General features: G+C 74.8%; 15 protein-coding genes. 7 read left to right on the forward strand and 8 right to left on the reverse strand.

From position 1 onward, the window contains the following. Nucleotides 1-99 precede the first annotated feature (99 nt). Both AB0L29_RS30315 and AB0L29_RS30320 read right to left on the reverse strand, forming a co-directional pair. Complete coding sequence (locus tag AB0L29_RS30315; RefSeq protein WP_365831605.1) at nucleotides 100-1,161, reverse strand: CU044_5270 family protein; 1,062 nt, start codon at nucleotides 1,159-1,161, stop codon at nucleotides 100-102. After that, nucleotides 1,158-1,763 carry an RNA polymerase sigma factor gene (locus AB0L29_RS30320; protein ID WP_365831682.1) on the reverse strand — a complete coding sequence of 202 codons (606 nt, stop codon included), beginning with the start codon at nucleotides 1,761-1,763 and terminating at the stop codon, nucleotides 1,158-1,160. Before AB0L29_RS30320 ends, AB0L29_RS30315 begins: the two co-directional genes overlap by 4 nt. A 963-nt stretch (nucleotides 1,764-2,726) precedes the next feature. On the opposite strand from AB0L29_RS30320, the gene AB0L29_RS30325 reads away from it, so the two are divergent. Next, entirely contained in the window at nucleotides 2,727-4,595 is a 1,869-nt protein-coding gene (locus tag AB0L29_RS30325) for a LuxR C-terminal-related transcriptional regulator (protein ID WP_365831607.1), read from the forward strand. Nucleotides 4,596-4,601: 6 nt separating this feature from the next. Here the strand turns inward: AB0L29_RS30325 and AB0L29_RS30330 are convergent, their stop codons facing one another. Next, nucleotides 4,602-7,169, reverse strand: a complete 2,568-nt coding sequence (locus AB0L29_RS30330; RefSeq protein ID WP_365831684.1) for a CHAT domain-containing tetratricopeptide repeat protein — start codon at nucleotides 7,167-7,169, stop codon at nucleotides 4,602-4,604. A 147-nt stretch (nucleotides 7,170-7,316) separates the two neighbouring features. On the opposite strand from AB0L29_RS30330, the gene AB0L29_RS30335 reads away from it, so the two are divergent. From AB0L29_RS30335 to AB0L29_RS30345, 3 genes are read left to right on the forward strand one after another with little or no spacing between them, the layout of a single operon-like run. Continuing rightward, complete coding sequence (locus AB0L29_RS30335; RefSeq protein WP_365831609.1) at nucleotides 7,317-8,747, forward strand: S8/S53 family peptidase; 1,431 nt, start codon at nucleotides 7,317-7,319, stop codon at nucleotides 8,745-8,747. Further along, nucleotides 8,744-9,382 carry a sigma-70 family RNA polymerase sigma factor gene (locus AB0L29_RS30340; protein ID WP_365831611.1) on the forward strand — a complete coding sequence of 213 codons (639 nt, stop codon included), beginning with the start codon at nucleotides 8,744-8,746 and terminating at the stop codon, nucleotides 9,380-9,382. The genes AB0L29_RS30335 and AB0L29_RS30340 overlap by 4 nt, the downstream gene beginning before the upstream one ends. Before the next feature lie 5 nt (nucleotides 9,383-9,387). Further along, nucleotides 9,388-9,894 (forward strand): hypothetical protein, encoded by a 507-nt coding sequence (locus AB0L29_RS30345; RefSeq protein WP_365831686.1) that lies wholly within the window; start codon nucleotides 9,388-9,390, stop codon nucleotides 9,892-9,894. A 7-nt stretch (nucleotides 9,895-9,901) separates the two neighbouring features. On the opposite strand, the gene AB0L29_RS30350 is transcribed toward AB0L29_RS30345, so the two are convergent. From AB0L29_RS30350 to AB0L29_RS30370, 5 genes are all read right to left on the reverse strand, one after another. Beyond that, nucleotides 9,902-10,699: an N-formylglutamate amidohydrolase gene (locus AB0L29_RS30350; RefSeq protein ID WP_365831613.1), complete on the reverse strand. Its 798-nt coding sequence runs from the start codon at nucleotides 10,697-10,699 to the stop codon at nucleotides 9,902-9,904. A gap of 77 nt (nucleotides 10,700-10,776) precedes the next feature. After that, nucleotides 10,777-11,916: a homoserine O-acetyltransferase gene (locus AB0L29_RS30355; protein ID WP_365831615.1), complete on the reverse strand. Its 1,140-nt coding sequence runs from the start codon at nucleotides 11,914-11,916 to the stop codon at nucleotides 10,777-10,779. A gap of 5 nt (nucleotides 11,917-11,921) precedes the next feature. Further along, on the reverse strand, nucleotides 11,922-13,286 hold the full coding sequence (locus AB0L29_RS30360) for a bifunctional o-acetylhomoserine/o-acetylserine sulfhydrylase (protein ID WP_365831617.1): 1,365 nt from the start codon (nucleotides 13,284-13,286) through the stop codon (nucleotides 11,922-11,924). A gap of 608 nt (nucleotides 13,287-13,894) precedes the next feature. Then, complete coding sequence (locus AB0L29_RS30365; protein ID WP_365831619.1) at nucleotides 13,895-16,114, reverse strand: NADP-dependent isocitrate dehydrogenase; 2,220 nt, start codon at nucleotides 16,112-16,114, stop codon at nucleotides 13,895-13,897. Nucleotides 16,115-16,357: 243 nt separating this feature from the next. Continuing rightward, entirely contained in the window at nucleotides 16,358-17,455 is a 1,098-nt protein-coding gene (locus AB0L29_RS30370; protein WP_365831621.1) for a mechanosensitive ion channel family protein, read from the reverse strand. A gap of 504 nt (nucleotides 17,456-17,959) precedes the next feature. Here AB0L29_RS30370 and AB0L29_RS30375 point away from each other — a divergent pair. From AB0L29_RS30375 to AB0L29_RS30385, 3 genes are all read left to right on the forward strand, one after another. Further along, nucleotides 17,960-18,691 carry an SDR family oxidoreductase gene (locus AB0L29_RS30375; RefSeq protein ID WP_365831623.1) on the forward strand — a complete coding sequence of 244 codons (732 nt, stop codon included), beginning with the start codon at nucleotides 17,960-17,962 and terminating at the stop codon, nucleotides 18,689-18,691. Between the two features lie 171 nt (nucleotides 18,692-18,862). Then, nucleotides 18,863-20,755 (forward strand): ABC transporter ATP-binding protein, encoded by a 1,893-nt coding sequence (locus tag AB0L29_RS30380; RefSeq protein WP_365831688.1) that lies wholly within the window; start codon nucleotides 18,863-18,865, stop codon nucleotides 20,753-20,755. A 330-nt stretch (nucleotides 20,756-21,085) separates the two neighbouring features. Continuing rightward, the gene (locus tag AB0L29_RS30385) at nucleotides 21,086-21,346 is read left to right on the forward strand and encodes a GlsB/YeaQ/YmgE family stress response membrane protein (protein WP_365831625.1); all 261 of its coding nucleotides are present in this window, start codon (nucleotides 21,086-21,088) and stop codon (nucleotides 21,344-21,346) included. Nucleotides 21,347-21,495 lie beyond the last annotated feature (149 nt).

Raw genomic sequence — 21,495 nt, forward strand, 5'->3', positions numbered from 1 at the left:
GCGGGAACGGGCTGGTCGGTATGAAGGAGCGGGTCTCGGCGCTGGGCGGGGTGTTCGTGTCGGGGCCGACGGAGTCGGGGGGTTTCCGGCGGTCAGCGGTCAGTTCTGGCGCTCGGTCCGTGTCCGCTCCGCGTCGGTGGGCCGTCGGCCGGCTTCGTCGACGACGGCGTGCTCCAGCTCGGCCACGCTGGACAGCAGGGTCCCGGCCTTTCCGTACGGGGCGTCCTCGGTCAGGTAGCTGCGGGAGCCCAGGAAGGCGAAGTCCTTCTCGTCGAAGACCCACTCGGTCCGGATGCCGTACCGCGTGTCGTCGCGGGCGATACCGAGGCCCTTGCGGCCGATCGCGTCGCGGGCCTGGGGGGCCGGGGTGACACCCGGGATCTTCGCCGCGGCCCGGTAGAGGGCGGCGGCCGTACGGGGCGGCATCACCCCGCCGAGCAAGGATCCGATCTGCTCGAACACCGCCTGGTCACGTTCCCGTCCATCGGCCTGCGGGGTCTTGGCGTACAGATAGGCCAGCAGCTTGTCGGGGTCGGTGGGCAGCGAGCTGAGCCAGCGGTAGGTGGGCCGGTTGATCCCGGCGGGTGTGCCCCCGGTGTCACCGAATTCGGCGTTGATGGGGAACGTCTTGCCGTCCTCCCGGACCAGGCCGAGCTTGTGCAGGGGCCCCGGCTCCTCGGCGGCCCACACCTCACGGTCCACCAACGGGCCGAGGACGGCCTTCCCGCTGGTCAGGTCGGCCCCGCGGGTCTTCTCCCTGGTGTAGACGAACTGGTCGTCGCGCACCGTGAGGCCGGCGCGCGTCTCCGTGGCGTCGGAGATCCGGTCCAGGAGCGCGGCGGCGGGCTGCATGTCCGTGGCCGCACGGTGCGACGCGGTGCCGGCGGGCGCCGGGTCACCGCCGGTCAGCGCGATCCCCGCGGTCACCGCGCAGGCCAGGGCCAGGGCGGTCGCCGGCGCCAGGACCGCGGGCCGCAGCAGTCGGCGGGCCGGCCGGGTACGGGCGGCCCGGTCGTGGTCGATGTGGTGCATCAGAAGGTCCTTGTGACGAAGGTGCTGCTCGCGCGGAAGGTCCCAGTCGGCCGGGGCCGGGAGCAGGCGGGCGATCTCCTCGCGGTCGCCGTGCCGCTCCGGGGAAGCGCCGGTGGTGTCGTCGTTCATGTGAGCTCCTCCCGTACGGGCAGGGCCGCGATCGCGGCCGCACTTGTCATCTCTCCGCGGGCGGCTGGTGGTTCCCGGTCTTCTTCCGCGAGGTGAGCGAGCTTCTTGCGGGCACGCGAAAGGCGGGACCGTACGGTTCCGACGGCGATGCCCAGCGCTTCGGCCGTCTGCTGGTAGTCCAGGCCGGACCACACGCACAGGGCCAGTACCTCCCGCTCCTGGCGCCGCAGCCGTCCCAGCGCGGTCTGCACGGCACGCAAGTACCGTGCGTCGTCGATGCGCCCGATCGTCCGAGGCGCGAAGTCCTCCTCCACACGCGGCTGCGGTTGACGCGCCAGGAACAACTGCCGTCTGCGGACTCCCCGGCGGGCGTTGTCCGCCTTGTGGGTGGCGATGCCCAGCAGCCAGGGCAGCAGGGAGCCGCCGTCCTCCTGCACCCGCCCGCGGGTCCGCCACGCGGTCAGGAACGTTTCGGACATGATCTCTTCGGCTGTCGACCAGTCGCCCGTCAATCGCAGTCCGTGGTTGTAGACGGCGCGGGCGAACTGCTCGTACAGCAGGGCGAACGCCTCTCGGTCCCCCTCGCGCACACGGCGACGCACATCGTTCTCTGAGTCCCTCACGACCACTTCTCTCCGCGACGCGGGGGGAGTTCCTGTGGTCTGTGTCACGCACTGGTGCGAGCCCGACGCCGTGGAAGTCCGGAGGCACATCATAGGGAGGGGGCGGGGAGGCCCTCGGTGCGGTGCTGGTGCGACCTGCGGAGGCGGGGGCGGGGGCGCGGGCAGGCCGCCGCAGCCGAGGTCCGCCACGGACACCGCTGTGACGCGCGGTGCCCGCGTCCCTTCGCCGGCCGCCGACAGCCACTCGCCCCGGTGCGGGGCGCAGCAGCCGCCGGTCGGGAGGGACCCGGTCGGTCCGCACAGGCGCCGACGGGCGTACCCGTACGGGAAGGCGTGTTCCTCGTCCCGCTGGGCCGGCCGCCGCGCACGACGGTGCGCGGCGCCTCGTACGCCGCCGGCGCGCCCCGGTCCGTCCCGGAGCGGAAGCAGTCCTCGTCACGCGCCGGCCGGTCGCCGAAGCCGGCCCGGCCGCCCCGGAGGAGCCGGTCGTCACCCGGGCCGACCGGGGCGCGGGTGGCGGCGACGGCCGTCAGGCGCACGCCCGGTGAGGAACCCGTCCCCGAACCCGCCGGCCGCCACCGGCAAGGCGGTCCGGGCGGAGTGCGCCGGACGGCGTGGCCGGGAGAACGCCACCCTCCCCCGAAGGCGACGTTCCCCCGGCCGTTCCCCCGGCGCCGGACAGTGGTCCACGCGTCCGCGTACGGCCGGTCCGTGCCGTCACCCGCACACGGCGGCCGTCCCACCCGGACCCCGGGCTGACCCGGACGAAGCAGCGGCGGCCCCTGACGAAGCGGGTCCCGACCGTGGCGTCGTGCGGTGTCCCCGGGAGCGGGAGCGGACGGTCACGGGCGTCAGACTGCCCCCGGACCCGTCCCGGGCGCCTGAGTCGGGGTCTACTCAAGTCGCCCTGTATCAGGCCTGAGTATCCGCGCTCTTGCTGTCGTGACGACTTTCGAACCGGACGCGACGACACCTTTCGAACGGGACGCGACGCCGCCGCGGCCGCCCTGGCCGTTCACCGGGCGCGAGGAGGAACGGGAACGGGTGCGCCGGTCCCTGGCGGCCGGACACCGCGGCATCGTGGTCACCGGCCCGGCGGGCTGCGGCAAGACCCGTCTGGTCACCGAGGTGGTCCGCGGCACCGGCTGCGCCCGGGCGGCCGGGACCCCGCGGGCCCGGCAGATCCCCTTCGCCGCCTTCGCCCACCTGCTGCCCGAGCACGTCACCCTGCACCGCGCCGTCCGGCTGCTGTCCGGCGTGCGCCTGCTGCTGGTCGACGACGCGCACCTGCTCGACGACGCCTCCGCCGCCCTGGTCCACCAGCTCGCCGTGCACGGCCGCACCCGGCTGCTGGTCGTGGCGACGGACGCCGCCCCGGTCCCGGACGCGATCTCCCGGCTGTGGACCGGGGAGCTGCTGCCGCGCCTCACGCTGGAGCCGCCGAGCCGCCAGGAGACGGCCCGGCTCCTGGCCGCGGGCGCCGGCCCCGCCCCGGACCCCCTCACCGTCAACCGGCTGCACCGCCTGTGCCGGGGCGACCTGCGGCTGCTGCGCGACCTGCTGGACGCGGTGCGCGAACACGGCCCGCTGACCCGTGTCCCGGACACCGGCGAGTGGGCGTGGCGGGGCCCGGTGCCGCTGACGGCGGCCGTCCGCGAACGGACCGCCCCGGTCCTGCACCGCACCTGCCCCGCCGAGCGCGAGGCGCTGGACCGCCTCGCCTTCGCCGAGCCCCTGCCCCTGCCCCTGGACGTGGACGACCTCGACGCCCCGGCCCTGGAACGCCTGGAGGCCGACTGCCTGGTCCGCGTCGACGACCTCCCCCGAGGCCCCGGCCCGGCGGGAGCGGGGCACGCTCCCGCGGTCGTCCGCCTCGCCCACCCCCTGCACGGGCCGGTGCTGCGGGCCGCGGCCGGGCGGCTGCGGGCCCGGCGGCTGGCCCGCGCACCGGAGGAGTACGGGCCCTGCCTCGACGCCGAGGCGGCCGCGCTGGTACGGCGGATCGAGGAGGCCGACGTCCGGACGGTGCCGGCCCCGGTGGGGGAGTGGCTGGTGACGGAGGGCGCGCCGGTGCCGCCCGGGTACGCCGCCGTGCGCGCCCGGTTCGCGCGGCTGCGCGGGGAGCTGGCGGAGGCCGCCGCCTGGGCCCGGGAGGGCCTGCGCGGCACCGCCGAGGACCCCTCCTGCCGCGCCGAACTCGCCCTAGCCCGGGCCGAGTCGGGGGACGTGACGGCGGACGTGACGGCGGACGGCCGTACGCGGGCACCCGCGCGGCCGGCCACCCCCGGCGGCGCCGCCGGTGCCGCGGAGGCCGGAACCGGCGACCCCTACGACGCCGTGCGCGGCGGCGCCCCCGGCAAGGCCCTCGGCCGGCTGTCCGGTGTGTTCGCCCGGCACGCCGAGGCACTTCTGCGAGGCGACGGGCCCGCCCTGGACCGGGCGGCCGAGGAACTGGGCAGGCGCGGCTTCCTGCTCTTCGCGGCCGAGGCCCACGCCCAGGCCTCCCGCGCGCACCGCGACCCGCACGCCGCCCGCACCTCGCGCACCCGCGCCGTCGCGCTGGCCCGGCGCTGCCAGGGCGCCCGCACCCCCGCCCTGTCCGGGCTCGTCCTCGGCGAACTCACCGCCCGGCAGCGGCAGATCGTCACCCTCGCGGCCGCCGGCCTGAGCAACCGGCAGATCGCGCAGCGGCTCACCCTGTCGGTGCGCACCGTCGGCAACCACCTGTACAGCGCCTACGCACGGCTCGGCGCCGGCGACCGCGGCGACCTGCCGTGGCTGGTGGAACTGCCGGACGCCCAGCCGGCGTAGGGCCGTTCAGGCCGCGCCGAACGCGCAGAACGCCCACCCCGTGGCCTGGTGCAGCGCGTCGCCCGGCAGGGCGGTCCGGGCGTCGCGCAACGCCTCCGCCAGGGACAGGCCGGCGCTGAGGCCCTTGTGCAGCGTGAGCATCAGCGGCACCACCGCCTCGTCGTTGACGGGCGCGCTGCACGCCACCACGCCCGCCGTGCCGAGCGGCAGCAGCGCGGTGACCAGGCCCAGCAGTTCGTCGGCGCCGACGGAGGCGAACCGGGCGGTGTCGCAGCAGGACAGGATGATCCGGTAGGGGCTGCGGTCCAGGCGCTCGAAGTCGTGGACGACGATCGGGCCGTCGGCCATCCGCAGCGAGGAGAACAGCGGGCTGTCCGCGCGGAACGTGCCGTGCGCGGCGATGTGCGCCAGCGCCGCCCCGTCCAGTTCCTCCAGCACGCGCGGCACCCGCGCCTCGCCGTGCTCCAGGACGGTCGCGCCGCCGTACCGGTCGGCCAGTTCGGGCACCTCGGCGCCACCGGTCGCCAGCCCCGGGCCGCGCACCAGCACCTGGCGGCCACCGGGCGGCGGCGCGGTCCCGCGGGCCCGCAGCCAGCTGCTCGCGGACGGCGACACGCTGAGCACCCGCTCCCGCAGCGAGGGCAGCAGCGCCCACGGCACGTGGTGCAGCCGCCCCGGCGGGACGATCACCACCGGGCCGCCGCCCAGCTGCGCCGCGGCCGGACCCAGCAGCAGCTCCTCCAGACGGCGGCCCGCCGCCTCCACCACCGGAAGGCGGGCTTCCGCCCCGGGGTGCGCCAGCCGCCGCAGCCCGGCCTGCACGTGCTCGGCCTCCGTCTCCGCCTCGGCCAGCAGCCCGGCCCCGAACCGCCGCACCCGGCCCTGCCCGCACAGCAGCACCTGCACCCGCCCGTCCAGCACGGCGAGCTCCACCAGCCGTACGTCATCGCCCAGCCGCTCCAGCAGCCGGCTGACGTCGAACCGGTCCCCGCCGCCCGGCGACTCACCGCGCATGTGCAGGGTGCGGGAGCGGATCTCCCGCTCCAGGCGCCGCTGTTCGCGCTCCAGGGCCGGCACGGGGCGGCCCTCCCTGCGGGCCTCCTCCGACCGCGCCGCGATCTCCCGGTACGCGGTCATGCCGCTCAGCAGCGCCGGGTCGGCGGGCGGCCGGGTGGGCGGCGCGGACAGCACCGTGGCCCGCCAGCGCTCGCTCCACACCAGCAGCCGCCGCGGCCCGCCGGAGACCAGGCTCGCCCGCTGGGCCAGCGCGGCGAGCTCGGCACCCTGCTCGGTGGCGCGGGCCCGCAGCTCCGAGGCGCCCAGCGTCATCCGGTGGTCGTCGAGCACGTCCAGACCGCGCCGGCAGGCCTCCAGCACACCCCGCGCCGAACCGGCCGCCTGCGCCCGCAGCGCCTGCGCCGCCCAGCCCGTCATCCGGGCGAGCGGCGGCCCGCTGCGCCTGCTGCGGGCGGCGACGGCCAGGTGCCGCTCGGCCTCGGCCCGCCGGCCCAGGCCCAGCGCGATCCGGCCGGCGAGCAGGGAGGCCTCCGGCGCGGCCGGGGCGCCGAAGGACGCCAGCCTGCCGGCCACCGCGGCGGCGTCCGCGACCAGCCGCCCCGACGTGTGCCCGGCCGCGTGCCGCGCCTCGATCAGCACCAGCCGGGCGTGCGTCTCCCACCAGGTGCGCCGCTGCCCCGCGAACAGCCGTACGGCGAGCGCCGCGCGGGCGATCGCGGTGTGCGGGTCACCGGCCAGCCGGGCGGCCCGCGCGGCGGCCAGCAGCAACTCCGCCTTGCGGGTGGACTGCCCGCCGATCCCGTCCAGGGCCCTGATCGCCGCGTCCGCCCCGGCCAGCGCCTCGGGGGCGAGCCCGGCGGCCATCAGCACCTCGCAGCGCCGGATGTCGAGCATGAACGTCGGGGTGCCGAGCCTGGCGTACCGTTCCTCGGCCTCGTCGAGCAGTCTGAGCGCCGCCGGGATGTCACCGGAGCGGAACGCGGCCAGCCCCCGGCTCTCCACCGCGTCGGCCTTGTCGTGCTCCTGGCCGGTGGTGTCCCACAGCGCCTCCGCCGCCGTGAAGTCGGCCTCGGCCCGTTCCACCGAACCGAGCGCCAGGTGCACCGTGGCGCGCAGGGTCAGCGCCCGCGCCGTCCAGATCACGTCGTCGGCCTGCCGCAGCACGGGAACCGCCCGGCGGACGTCCTCCAGCGCCTCACGGTGGTGCCCCAGCACCCACCACACGTACGCCCGCCGGTACAGCACCCGCGCCCGGGTGTGCCCGCTGCCGCGCGCGACCCCCCGCTCGAACGCCGCCAGGCCCTCCCGGGTGCGGCCCGCGTGCACCAGCGCCACGCCCAGCGTGGCCAGGACGTCCGCCTCCCGGTCGGCCGAGTCCGCCCGGGCCGCCAGGTCCCGGGCGCGCCGCAGATGGGTCAGCGCGCGCCGCAGATCGCCGAAGTCCCGCTGCCAGATGCCGATCACCTGGTGCGCGACGGAGGCGTGCAGCGGTACGGGATCGGCGTCGAGTACCCGCTCCGCCCGTGCCAGGGCCTGGCTGGGGGAGGCGAACACCATCGGCAGCAGTTCGAGAACGGAGTCGCTTCCCGCTGTCACCCTCCGGATGGTAGTGCCCGGGAACCGTGCCCCACAGGTCCGGCTCTGTATCAAACGACCGCCCGGCGGCTCTGATAGTCGACCCGCCGTCCACACGGGAGGACACCCATGGCACCACAGCGATTCCGCGAGCAGTTCGACCACATCCAACGCTCGATGCCCGATGTCCCCCTGGCGATGGGTCCCGACGACTCCGCCGAGTTCTTCTACGAGAAGGGCGTCGTCCTCGTCCGCGACGGCGACGACGCCCGGACGGTGGAGGACGCCGTGCGGGCGTACTTCACCGACGCCCCCGACCTCGACCAGCACCAGGTGCGCCGGGCGGGCCCCGGGACCGACCGCACGGGCGTCACCCGCATCCGGGTCGGCGACCCGGGCGAGGGCGGCCGGCAGGGCGACCGGACCGTCGCGCACGCCCTGCGGGCCGTGCGGGAGCGGGAGGACCGGGCCGGGCGCCGGCTGGCCGGCCGCAACCACGTCGTGCACGTCGCGGTCAACGCCTGCCCCGGCGACGAGCCGGTGCCCGCCGGGCGCGCCGCGGGCCCCAACCCGGCGCCGGCCGAGGGGGTCCACGACCCCGGCACGGCGGTCGGTGTCCTGGTGGTCGACACCGGCCTGATGCACGACTGCCACTCCTGCACCCTGCTCGCCCACGTCGACGGCGACGCCGCCGGGGCGGAGACGGACGCCGACGGCCTGCTCAAGCAGTACGTCGGACACGGCACGTTCATCGCAGGCCTCGTCGCGGCCGTCGCCCCCAACACGGACGTCACGGTGCTGGGCACCCTCAACGACGCGGGCGCCGTCCTGGAGTCGGAGTTCGGCGCGAAGCTCTTCGAGGCCGTCGACCGGCACGGCTGGCCCGACATCATCAGCCTCTCCGCCGGCACCAGCAACGGCCGCACCGACGGACTGCTCGGCACCGACGCCTTCATGGCGGAGCTGCGCGAGCGGCACACCCTGCTGGTCGCCGCGGCCGGCAACAACGGCAGCGCCACCCCCTTCTGGCCCGCCGCCTACGCCGGCCTGCCCGGCTACGAGAACAGCGTCGTCTCGGTCGGCGCCCTGCGCAGCGACGGCGAGTTCGGCGCCTGCTTCACCAACCACGGCCCCTGGGTCAAGGTCTACGCCCCCGGCGAGCGCCTCACCAGCGCCCTCACCGGCTTCGACGCACCCGTCCCGTACGTGTACCAGCACTCAACGTACGACGCCTGCCGGTACTCCTTCACCTACGCCTGCACCTGCCGGCACCCCGGCCACACGGGCGTGCTGAGCGACGACGGCGCCGCCGCCAAGCCGGAGCAGGTGATGTTCGAGGGGTACGCGCAGTGGAGCGGCACCTCCTTCGCCACCCCCGTGGTCGCCGGCATGGTCGCCGCCCACATGACGGCCCACGAGGAGACCGACCCGCGCACGGCCCGGCTGCGCCTGCTCGCGGGCAACACCGGGTTCGCCGAGGTGCGCGGCGCGCACGTGCCGGCGTTGCGCCCGCCCACCTGGCGCCCGGTGCCGGTCGAGCCCCTCGCCTCCGGCGCATGAGGGCCGGAGCCGCCTCCCCCACGGCGTACGATGACGTGCCGTACACGAGGGGTGGGGCAGTGGACCGAAATGATGTCGGCGCGCTCGTCCGGTCCGCCGCCGACGGAGACGCGGCGGCCTGGAAGGCGCTGGTGGAAGGGATGAGCCCGCTGGTGTGGTCGGTCGTGCGCGGCCACCGGCTCTCCGACGCCGACGCGCACGAGGTGTACCAGACCGTCTGGTTCCGCTTCGCCCAGCACCTGGGGCGGATCCGCGAACAGGACAAGGCGGGCGCCTGGCTGGCGAGCACCGCGCGCAACGAGTGCCTGAAGGTGCTCAGGAGTTCGCGGCGGCTGACGCTGACGGACGATCCGCAGCTGCTCGACCGGGTCAGCGAGGACCGTACGCCGGAACAGTCGCTGCTCGACTCCGAGGAGGCGGCCGCCCAGAGCGAGCGCGTGCGGCGGCTGTGGCAGGAGTTCGAGGAACTGGGCGAGCGATGCCGGCAGTTGCTGCGCGTCCTGATGGCCTCGCCGCCGCCCAGCTACCAGGAGGTGTCCGCCGCCCTGGGGATCGCGGTGGGCAGCATCGGACCGCTGCGCCAGCGCTGTCTGCGCCGGCTGCGGGCCCGGCTAGAGGCACGGGGGACGGTATGAGCGACATGAGTGACATGAACGGCACGAACGGCGGCGTCTTCGACGACGAGCCGTACGCGGACACGGGCGGGGACGGGGACGCCGACGTCGATCTGCTGGAGGAGGAGCTCCGGCGGGCCGCCGCCGTACTGGACCCCGTGCCGGCGCAGCTGCAGCAGCTCGCCGTCGAGGCGTACGCGCTGCACGACCTCGACACCCGTGTCGCCGAGCTGACCTTCGACTCGCTGGTCGACGCCATCCCGGTCAGGGGGGCCGCGGACGTGCCGCGGATGCTGACCTTCCGCGCGGGCGACGTGACCGTCGACGTCGAGGTGAGCGCGCAGGGCCTGATGGGACAGGTGCTGCCGCCGCGGCCCGCCCGGATCGAGGTCCTCACCGGCCCCGCGGCCGGCGCGCCGCTCACCACGGACGACCTGGGCCGCTTCACCGGCGACGCCCCGCCCTGCGGGCCGTTCGCCCTGCGGCTGCGCACCGGCGGCGAGGTGGTCGTGACGGAGTGGCTGCGCGCCTGAGCGCGGATCAGCCGGACACGGCGTCGACCAGCGCCGCCAGCGCCGCGCCGAGCCGGGCGAGTCCCGGACCGGCGGGGCCGCCCGGCTCGGTCATGTACGTGTCCCGGCGGATCTCCACCATCAGCGCGGCGACGCGCGGGTCCTTGCCGTAGAACTCCAGCGGCACGTAGGCCCCGGCGAACGGGCTGTCCAGCCCCGTCTCCCCGCACGCGGCGAAGGCCTCCCGCGCGGCGGCCAGCAGCCCGGGAGGCGTGTGGAAGGCGTCCGTCCCCAGGCACACCGGCGGCCGCGGGCCCTCGCCGTGCAGTTCGTAGGGCAGCCGCTCGGCGGGATAGGAGTGCACGTCGACGACGACGGCCCGGCCGGTGGCCGCCAGCCGGTCCGCCACCGCCTCGGTCATCGCCCGCGCGTACGGGTGGAAGTACCGTTCGATCAACGGCCCCGGGTCGACGTCCTCGGGCCGCAGTGGCTCCCGGTGCGTGGTCCGGGTGTACACCGCGCCCATGCCGACGGCCAGCATCTCCTCCCGCTCGTCCGGGAACCGCTCCGGGTCGACGACCAGCCGCGACAGCCGGTTGACGAACCGCCAGGGGGTGACACCGGCCAGGCCGGCCGCCGTCTCGGCGATCCGGGCCGTGTGCGCGTCGGTGATGTGGTCCAGTTCCCGCTCCAGCGCCGTGTCGTCGAGCACGATGCCCGCCCGTACCCCGGCCGGTATCTCCCGCGCCGAGTGCGGCACGTGCAGGATCACCGGGGAGTCGCCGGCGCCGGGCAGCAGGGTGAAGGAGGGTGCGGCAGGGGTCATCGGTCTGCTCCCGGGACGTCGTCGGTGGCGTACTGCACGATCAAGGTGCCACATCGAGCGCCGGGAAGGGCGGGGAGCTACGCGAGGATCTCCCGCACCAGCGCGGCGACCTGTTCCGTCTCGATCAGGAAGCCGTCGTGCCCGTACGGCGACTCGATCACCCGCGGCCGGTCGGCGCCCGGGATGCGGGCGGCCAGTTCGGACTGCTGGGCGAGCGGGTACAGGCGGTCGGAGTCGACCCCGGCCACCAGCGTGGGCGCGGTCACCCGGTGCAGCGCGGCGCGCACCCCGCCGCGGGCGCGGCCGACGTCGTGGGCGTTCATGGCCTGCGACAGCACGACGTAGCTGCCCGCGTCGAACCGGCGCACCAGCTTGGCGGCGTGGTGGTCGAGGTACGACTCGACCTGGTACCGGCCGCCGCCGAACGGATCCTCCCCGTCCTGCGGCCGCCGGCCGAAGCGGATGTGGAGCTCCGGCTCGCTGCGGTAGGTGACGTGGGCGAGGCGGCGGGCGAGGCCCAGTCCGGCGTGCGGGCCGCGGCCGGTGTCGTGGTAGTCGCCGCCGCGCCAGTACGGGTCGCCGCGGACGGCGTGCACCTGGATGTTCGCCCAGGCGATCTGCTCCGCGCTCGCCGCCGCCGTGGTCGCGAGCAGCAGCAGCGCGCCCACGCGCCGCGGGTACGACACGGCCCACTCCACGGCCCGCATCCCGCCCATCGAACCGCCGACGACCAGCGCCCACCGCCCGATGCCCAGCGCGTCGGCCAGGTCGGCCTCCGCCGCGACCTGGTCGCGCTGGGTCAGGAACGGGAAGGCGCCGCCCCAGCGCCGCCGGCCGTCGGGCCGCAGCGAGGCCGGCCCCGTGCTGCCCTGGCAGCCGCCCAGCACGTTGGGGGCGACGACGAACCACCGGTCGGTGTCGAGCGGCAGGCCCGGGCCGACGAGTCCGTCCCACCAGCCCGGCGTGGGATGACCGGGCCCGGCGGATCCCGCGACGTGGCTGTCCCCCGTCAGGGCGTGCAGCACCAGCACGGCGTTGGAGCCGTCCGGGGCGAGCCGCCCCCAGGTCTCGAACGCCAGCCGTACGCCCGGCAGTTCACCGCCCGCCTCCAGCGGCAGCGGCTTCTTGCGGGAGTGCCACCGCCGGCGCCCGGGCGGGTCCCCCTCCCGCCAGGCCCCGGTGGCCGGCGGGAGGGGGACCTCCGAGGAGACGGCCACGGCGTTCAGGACGCGCCCTTGGCCGCGCGGAACCCGGCCTCCAGGTCGGCCTTGAGGTCGGCGAGGTTCTCGATGCCGACCGACAGCCGCACCAGGCCGGGCGCGGCGCCGGTGGCCGCCAGCTGCTCCTCGTCCAGCTGGCTGTGGGTGGTGGAGGCCGGATGGATGATCAGGCTGCGCACGTCACCGATGTTGGCGAGGTGGCTGAACAACTCCACCGCGTCCACGAACCGCTTGCCCGCCTCGACGCCGTCCCGCAGCTCGAAGGAGACCACCGCGCCCGCGCCGCGCGGCAGGTACGTCCGCCCCGCCTCGTACCAGCGGCTGGACTCCAGGCCCGGGTAGTGGACGGCGGCCACCTCGTCGCGCCGCTCCAGCCACCGGGCCAGCGCCAGCGCGTTGGCGGAGTGCCGCTCCAGGCGCAGGCTCAGCGTCTCCACGCCCTGCAGCAGCAGGAACGCCGAGTGCGGGGAGAGCGCCGGGCCCAGGTCGCGCAGCAACTGCACCCGCAGCTTGACCGCGAAGGCGCCGGGACCGAGCGCCGGCCAGTACCGCAGCCCGTGGTAGCTGGGGTCGGGCTCGGTGAAGTCGGGGAACTGCTCGGCGTGAGCCCCGAAGTCGAAGGTGCCGCCGTCCACGACCACGCCCGCGATCGTGGTGCCGTGGCCGCCGAGGAACTTGGTCGCCGAGTGCACCACGATGTCCGCGCCGTGCTCGACCGGCCGCAGCAGGTAGGGGGTCGGGATGGTGTTGTCCACGATCAGCGGCACGCCCGCCGCGTGCGCCACGTCCGCGACCGCCCGCACGTCCAGCACGTTGCCGCGCGGGTTGCCGAGCGTCTCCGCGAACAGCGCCTTGGTGTTCGGCCGGACGGCGGCCCGCCAGGCCTCCAGGTCGTCCGGGTCGTCCACGAAGGACACCTCGATGCCGAACTTCGGCAGCGTGTGCCGGAACAGGTTGTACGTGCCGCCGTACAGGGAGGTGCTGGAGACGATGTGGTCGCCGGCGCTCGCTAGCGTCAGGACCGCCAGGGTCTCCGCGGCCTGCCCGGAGGACAGCGCCACGGCCGCGACCCCGCCCTCCAGCGCGGCGACGCGCTGCTCGAAGACGTCCTGGGTGGGGTTGTGGATGCGGGTGTAGATGTTGCCGGGCTCGGCGAGCGAGAACAGGTCGGCGGCGTGCCGGGTGTCCCGGAACACGAACGACGTCGTCTGGTAGATCGGCGTCGCCCGGGCGCCGGTCACCGGGTCGGGCGCGGCACCGGCGTGGACCTGCCGGGTCTCGAAGGACCAGGCGGAGGCGCCGGGAGCCGGGGGCGGCTCCTCGGGCGTGTGACCGGCGGTGACGGAGTCGACGGGCTGCTGGCTCATGGTGCTCCTAGTACGGCGTGCGGTGCACGAAGTGCGGCGTGCGGGAGGTGAACGGCGGGGCGTGAACCGTGAGGCGTGAACGGCGAGGTGCCGCGTGCCGGGTGGGAGGAACCGGCGCGAGCGCGTACGGCGTACGGCGAACGGCACGGAGGCGGCCGCGAACGGCGGCGGGGAGAACGGGGGCGACGGCGATCGGCGCGGACGTCCCGCGTCGGGAGGCGGGCGCGGCGGATCGTGGGGCGGAGGGTCAGCTCACGGCGCGACAGCCCGTGGAGGTGACGCACGCGTGATCGACGTGGCGGCGGGTCACTGGCACGGTCATGCGACGAGGTAACCACACGAGGTGACCGCGGGCCAGCCTCACGTCACGCCTGCAATCCAGCGTTCACGGACGCGCCGGGACCGGTGCCGCCCACGGGTCCCGCCGGGCGTCCCGTCCGCTCCGGGCGGCGTGGCCCCCACAGGCCGCCGCCCGTGCCCGGACACGGCTCCAGTGCCCGGACACGGCTCCAGTGCCCGGACACGGCTCCGCCCCGGCCGGGCGGTGTGCCGGCCGGGGCGGAGAAGGATCACCACCCCTCAAGGGGCGGTCTCACGACCCCGAAGGGTCAGCTCAGCGACGCCAGCGCCTCGTTCCACGTCGCGGACGGGCGCATGACCTCGGCGGCCTTGGCCGGGTCGGGCTGGTAGTAGCCGCCGATGTCGACCGGCTTGCCCTGGACGGCGTTCAGCTCGTCGACGATCTTCTGCTCGTTGGCGGCGAGCGTCTCGGCGAGCGGCGCGAACGCCTTGGCCAGGTCGGCGTCGTCGGTCTGCCGCGCCAGCTCCTGCGCCCAGTACAGGGACAGGTAGAAGTGGCTGCCGCGGTTGTCGATGCCGCCGACGCGACGGGTCGGGGACTTGTCCTCGTTGAGGAAGGTCGCCGTGGCGCGGTCGAGGGCGTCGGCGAGGACCTTGGCGCGGGCGTTGCCCGTGGCCTCGGCGTACTGCTCCAGGGACGGCACCAGCGCGAAGAACTCGCCGAGCGAGTCCCAGCGCAGGTAGTTCTCCTTGACCAGCTGCTGGACGTGCTTCGGGGCGGAGCCGCCGGCACCGGTCTCGAACAGGCCGCCGCCCGCCATCAGCGGGACGACCGACAGCATCTTGGCGCTGGTGCCCAGCTCCAGGATCGGGAACAGGTCGGTCAGGTAGTCGCGCAGCACGTTGCCGGTGACGGAGATGGTGTTCTGGCCGCGGCGGATGCGCTCCACCGACAGCTTGGTCGCCTCCACGGGGGACAGGATGCGGATGTCCAGGCCCTCGGTGTCGTGCTCCGGCAGGTACTGGCGCACCTTGGCGATCAGGTTGGCGTCGTGGGCGCGGGTCTCGTCCAGCCAGAACACCGCCGGGTCGCCGGTGGCGCGGGCACGGGTGACGGCCAGCTTCACCCAGTCCCTGATCGGGGCGTCCTTGGTCTGGCAGGCGCGGAAGATGTCACCGGCCGAGACGGGCTGCTCGATGACGACGTCGCCGTTCTGGTCGACCAGGCGGACGGTGCCCGTGGTGGGGATCTCGAAGGTCTTGTCGTGGCTGCCGTACTCCTCGGCCTTCTGCGCCATCAGGCCGACGTTCGGCACCGAGCCCATGGTGGCCGGGTCGTAGGCGCCGTTGGCGCGGCAGTCCTCGATGACGGCCTGGTACACGCCCGCGTAGGAGGAGTCCGGGATGACCGCGAGGGCGTCGTGCTCCTGGCCGTCCGGGCCCCACATGTGGCCGGAGGTGCGGATCATGGCCGGCATGGAGGCGTCGATGATGACGTCCGAGGGGACGTGCAGGTTGGTGATGCCCTTGTCGGAGTCGACCATCGCCAGGTCCGGGCCCTCGGCGAGCTCGGCGTCGAAGGAGGCCTTGATCTCGGCGCCCTCGGGCAGGTTCTCCAGGCCCTTGTAGATGCCGCCCAGGCCGTCGTTGGGGGTGAGGCCGGCCGCGGCGAGCTTGTCGCCGTACTTCGCGAAGGTCTTCGGGAAGAAGGCGCGCACCACGTGGCCGAAGATGATCGGGTCGGAGACCTTCATCATCGTGGCCTTCAGGTGCACGGAGAACAGCACGCCCTCCTGCTTGGCACGCTCGACCTGCGCGGCCAGGAACTCGCGCAGCGCGGCGACGCGCATCACGGAGGCGTCGACGACCTCGCCCGCGAGGACGGGCACCGACTCGCGCAGCACGGTGGTGGAGCCGTCGTCGCCGACGAGCTCGATCCTGAGCGTGCCGTCCTCGGCGATGATCACGGACTTCTCGGTGGAGCGGAAGTCGTTCTCGCCCATGGTCGCCACGTTGGTCCTGGACTCGGCGGTCCAGGCGCCCATGCGGTGCGGGTGGGTCTTGGCGTAGTTCTTCACCGAGGCCGGGGCGCGGCGGTCGGAGTTGCCCTCGCGCAGGACCGGGTTCACGGCGGAGCCCTTGACCTTGTCGTAGCGGGCGCGGATCTCGCGCTCCTCGTCGGTCTTGGGGTCGTCCGGGTAGTCCGGCAGCGCGTAGCCCTGGCCCTGCAGCTCGGCGATCGCGGCCTTCAGCTGCGGGATCGACGCCGAGATGTTCGGCAGCTTGATGATGTTGGCCGCGGGCGTCTTGGCCAGCTCGCCGAGCTCCGCGAGCGCGTCCGGGATGCGCTGGTCCTCGGTCAGGTACTCCGGGAACACGGCGATGATGCGGCCGGCCAGCGAGATGTCACGCGTCTCCACGGCGACACCCGCCTGCGAGGCGTACGCCTGGACCACCGGCAGGAAGGAATACGTCGCCAGGGCCGGGGCCTCGTCAGTGTGCGTATAGATGATGGTCGAGTCAGTCACCGGGTGCTCCGCTCCACGTCTGCAACATTGCTCGACATCAAGATATCTCGTGATCGACCTCGTCTCGACAGGGGTCCGCACCGACTTTCGGCACGGATCGGGCCGGACCGCGGGGCGACCGGCCACCCCGGCCGGACGGTGACGCCGGTGAGCCCGGCGCCCGCCGCGCCGCGCCGCGCCGCCGCGGGGCCGGGCGGCACCACGGCGGCCCGGCCGCCCCGCGGGGGCTCCTGGACGGGGCTCTCAGTCGAGCCGGGCGGAGGCCGCCTCGCCCGGCTCGTTCTGCCCGCCGCGCTGGTGCGGGATCACCACCGCGCCCTGCTGCAGCGCCACCGTCCGCGTCGGGGCCGGGATGCGGATGCCCTCCTCGCGGTACCGCTTGTGCAGCCGCTTGATGAACTCGTGCTTGATCCGGTACTGGTCGCTGAACTCGCCGACGCCCAGGATGACGGTGAAGCCGATGCGGGAGTCGCCGAAGGTGTGGAAGCGCACCGCCGGCTCGTGATCGGGGACGGCCCCGGTGATCTCCGTCATCACCTCGGCGACGACCTCGATCGTCACCCGCTCCACGTGCTCCAGGTCGCTGTCGTAGGCGACCCCCGCCTGCACCATGATCGTCAACTGCTGCTCGGGACGCATGAAGTTGGTCATGTTCGTCTTCGCGAGCTGCCCGTTGGGGATCACGACGAGGTTGTTGGAGAGGTTGCGGACCGTGGTCTGCCGCCAGTTGATGTCCTCGACGTAGCCCTCCTCGCCGCTGCTGAGCCGGATGTAGTCACCGGGCTGGACGGTCCGGGAGGCGAGGATGTGGATGCCCGCGAAGAGGTTGGCGAGGGTGTCCTGCAGGGCCAGGGCGACGGCCAGGCCGCCGACGCCGAGGGCGGTGAGCATCGGGGCTATGGAGATGCCCAGCGTCTGCAGCACCACCAGGAAGCCGATCGCCAGGACCAGGACCCGGGTGATGTTCACGAAGATCGTGGCCGATCCGGCGACCCCGGAGCGGGACTGGGTGACCGTCCGCACCAGACCGGCCACCACCCGGGCCGCCGACACCGTCACGACGAAGATGAGCAGCACGGTCAGCACCTGGTTGGTGTGGTGCTGGACGGTCCTGGTCAGCGGCAGCGCCGCCGCCGCGCCCGCCGCGCCGCCCGCGACCGCCGCCCACGGCACCACGGTCCGCAGCGCGTCCACGATGACGTCGTCCCCGCTCCAGCGGGTGCGGTCCGCGTGCTTGCCCAGCCAGCGCAGCAGCATGCGCAGCAGGAACGCGCCCAGCAGGCCCGCGGCCAGGGCGATGCCGGCGAGGACCAGGTCGTCCACGGTGAGCGCTCGGTTCACCGGTCACCTCCGGGGAGACACACAGCGGCGAAGGCCCTCGCCGACGGCCGGATGTGAAGTTGCGTCACGTCGTCACCTGCTCGATTCCGGGATGTTCCGTCGTGCCGGCCGCCCTGACCCGCGATCGGCACGGTCGTTCATCCTGCCGTATCGGGCACGGGGGTTCGTACGGACCGGAGGCGGCCGGCCGCCGGACACCATGGTCCCCGCCCGTCCGCGGACGGCCCGTGCCGCCCCGGAGGGGACCGGGCGGCGCCCGCCGGGCCCCCGCCGCGGCGGGGCGGGCCGCGCGGGGCCCACCGCGCGGGGCGGCCGTCCCGTCCGGGCCCTCCCGGCCGGCGCGGGGGCGCGGTCCCGACCGGTGGGGGAGGGCCCGTTGCCGGAGCCGGAGCCGGAGCCGGAGCCGGGGCCGGTGCCCTGCCGCGGCTACCCCGACCGCGCGGCGCGCAAGTCCCCGGTGTGCGAGGCTGATCAGACACACGGCCCCGCGATCTGGAGCTCCCCATGGCAGTCGAGTCCACCGGTGTTCCCGGGGTTCCGCAGGCACCGCCCGTCGCGGTCGTGACCGGAGCCAACCGCGGCATCGGGTACGAGGTGGTCCGGCAACTCGCCGGCCGCGGCCACCGCGTCGTCCTCGGCTCCCGCGACCTCGCCAAGGGACGATCGGCGGCCGCACGCCTCGATCCCGGCGGCGCACGGATCACGGCCGTCCAGCTCGACGTGGCCGACGACGCGAGCGTCACCGCCATGGCCGAGTGGGTCACCCGGCACCTGGGCCGCACCGACGTGCTCGTCAACAACGCGGCGATCCTCTACGACACCTGGGCCCGGGCCCGTTCGGCCGACCTGGACGAGGTCCGGCGGGCCATGGAGACGAACCTGTTCGGCGCCTGGCGGGTCACCCAGGCGCTGCTGCCGCTGCTGCGCCGCAGCCCGCACCCGCGGGTGGTCAACGTCAGCAGCGAAGGAGGTTCCCTGCAGGGCATGAGCGGCGGCACCCCCGCCTACAGCGTCTCCAAGGCCGCGCTCAACGCCCTGACCCGGCTCCTCGCGGGCGAACTGCGCCGGGAGCGCGTCCTCGTCAACGCCGTGTGCCCCGGCTGGACCGCCACCGACATGGGCGGCGGCGGCCGGCCCGTCGCCGAGGGCGCCGCCGGGGTCGTCTGGGCGGCCACCCTGCCCGACGACGGCCCGACCGGGGGCTTCTTCCGGGACGGCAAGCCGGTGCCCTGGTGACCCGCCGGCCCGGCCGCCCGCCGCGCGGTGCACGGACGCGACGGACACCGGCGCGACGGGCATGGGGCGACGGCCACCGGCGCGACGGGCACCGGCGGCGCCCCGCGCGCGGGAAACGGCCGAGGGCTTGACCTCAACATTGCTCTAGGTCCTAGGTTCGGTCGCATGAGCATGGAAACCACGGCGTGGACGCAACTGCACAGCGTCATGACCGCCCAGCAGGAGCGCCGCCCCCTCGCCCGAGCGACCCTGCGCCGCATCGGCGCGTTCGCCCGCCCGCACCGCCGCCGCATCGCCCTGTTCGTGCTGCTCGGGGTGGCGACCGCGCTGCTCGCCGTCGCCACCCCGGTCCTGGCCGGGCGCGTGGTGGACGTGATCGTGTCGCACGGCGACGAGGGGACCGTCGTACGGCTGGCCCTGCTCATCGCGCTGATCGCGGTGGCCGAGGCGGCCCTGGGCATCGTCGCCCGGCGGCTGTCGGCGACGCTGGGCGAGGGGCTGATCCTCGACCTGCGGACGGCGGTCTTCGACCACGTCCAGCGCATGCCGGTCGCGTTCTTCACCCGCACCCGCACGGGAGCGCTCGTCTCCCGCCTCAACAACGACGTCATCGGCGCGCAGCGGGCCTTCAGCAACACCCTGTCCGGCGTGGTCAGCAACCTGGTGACCCTGCTGCTCACCCTCGCCGTGATGCTCACCCTGTCCTGGCAGATCACCCTGCTCGCGCTCGTGCTGCTGCCGGTGTTCGTGATCCCGGCCCGGCGCATGGGCAGCCGCATGGCCCGTATGCAGCGGGAGGCGGCGGAGCTGAACGCGGCCATGGGCACGAGGATGACCGAGCGTTTCTCGGCGCCCGGCGCCACCCTGGTCAAGCTGTTCGGCCGCCCGCAGGAGGAGTCGGCGGAGTTCGCGCTGCGCGCCCGCCGGGTCGCGGACATCGGCGTCCGCACGGCCACGGCCCAGGCGGCGTTCATCACGGCCCTCACCCTCGTCTCCGCCCTCGCGCTGGCCCTGGTCTACGGCCTGGGCGGCTGGTTCGCCCTGCGCGGCGCGCTGGAACCGGGCGCGGTGGTGTCCCTGGCCCTGCTCCTGACCCGCCTGTACGCCCCGCTGACCGCGCTCGCCGGGGCGCGCGTGGAGGTGATGAGCGCGCTGGTCAGCTTCGAACGGGTCTTCGAGGTGCTCGACCTGGAGCCGCTCATCCGGGAGAAGCCGGACGCCCGCCGGGTCCCCGACGGCCCCGTCTCCGTCGAGTTCGACGACGTCCGCTTCGCCTACCCGTCCGCCGACAAGGTCTCCCTGGCCTCCCTGGAGGAGGTCGCCTCCCTGGACACCCGGGGCGGCGCCGAGGTCCTGCACGGCATCTCCTTCCGCGCCGAACCCGGCCAGACCGTCGCCCTCGTCGGCTCCTCGGGCGCGGGCAAGTCCACCGTCGCGCAGTTGCTGCCGCGCCTGTACGACGTCGACGAGGGCGCCGTACGCATCGGGGGCGTGGACGTCCGCGACCTGACCGCGGCGTCCCTGCGCGACACCCTCGGCATGGTCACCCAGGACGGCCACCTCTTCCACGACACCGTCCGCGCCAACCTGCTCCTGGCCCGCCCCGACGCCACCGAGGCCGACCTGTGGGACGCCCTGCGCCGCGCCCGCCTCGACGACCTCGTACGGTCCCTGCCCGACGGCCTGGACACGGTGGTCGGCGAACGCGGCTACCGCCTCTCCGGCGGCGAGCGCCAGCGCGTGACCATCGCCCGCCTGCTGCTGGCCCGCCAGCGGGTCGTCATCCTCGACGAGGCGACCGCCCACCTGGACAACACCTCCGAGGCGGCCGTCCAGGAGGCGCTCGCGGAGGCCCTGGAGGGCAGGACCGCGCTCGTGATCGCCCACCGGCTCTCCACCGTCCGGACGGCGGACCAGATCCTCGTGATCGAGGGCGGACGCGTGGTGGAACGCGGAAGGCACGAGGAACTGCTGGCCGCGGGCGGCCGGTACGCGGACCTGTACCGCACCCGGTTCGAACGGCAGCCGGGTGAGGCGGCGGGGATGGCGGAGGCGGGGGCGTAGGGGAGGGCCGGGCCCCTCGCCTGGCTCTCCCCACCACGGCCGGGCTCCTCGCCGGGCTCTCCACACCACGGGCCGGGCCCGCGCACCGGCATCCGGCACCTCCCTGCCGGAGCACGGCCGACGCCGGACTCGGCGGCCCCCGGCGGTCTCCCGCCGCGCACGGGACGGCTTCCCGGGAGCGCGCACCCGGCGGGCCCGTGATCACGGACCCCGTGCGGCGGGTCCGGAACCCTTCTTCGTTCTCCTGCTCCCCGGCATGCGTACGGCGGCGGCTTCGGGGGCACGCGGGGGAGGTACCGAACTTCGGTGCAGTGAACGAAAGGAGAGGTCGTGTCGTTTCTGTGGGCCATCATCGCGGGTTTGATCATCGGCCTTCTGGCCAAGCTCGTCCTTCCCGGACGCCAGCCCATCCCGTTGTGGCTGACGGTCGTCTTCGGCATCATCGGAGCCGTCGTCGGCAACGCGCTCGCCACCGCCTTCGGCGTGCGGGACACCGGCGGTATCGACTGGATCCGCCACATCTTCCAGATCGGCGTCGCCGCCCTCCTCATCGCTCTCGTCACCCCGCTCTGGGCCCGACGACACGCCTGACACCCTGTGCGGGGAGACTCCGCCCACCCGCGGAGCCTCCCCGCACAGGTGCCGGGCCGGGCCTCGACGCCGCTGCCTGAAGCGGTGGGGTGGCAAGAGCCGCGGCTCTTGCCACCCCACCGCTTCAGGCAGCGGCGTCGAGGCCCGGC

Source organism: Streptomyces sp. NPDC052701 (assembly GCF_040678355.1).
Classification (GTDB): Bacteria; Actinomycetota; Actinomycetes; order Streptomycetales; family Streptomycetaceae; genus Streptomyces.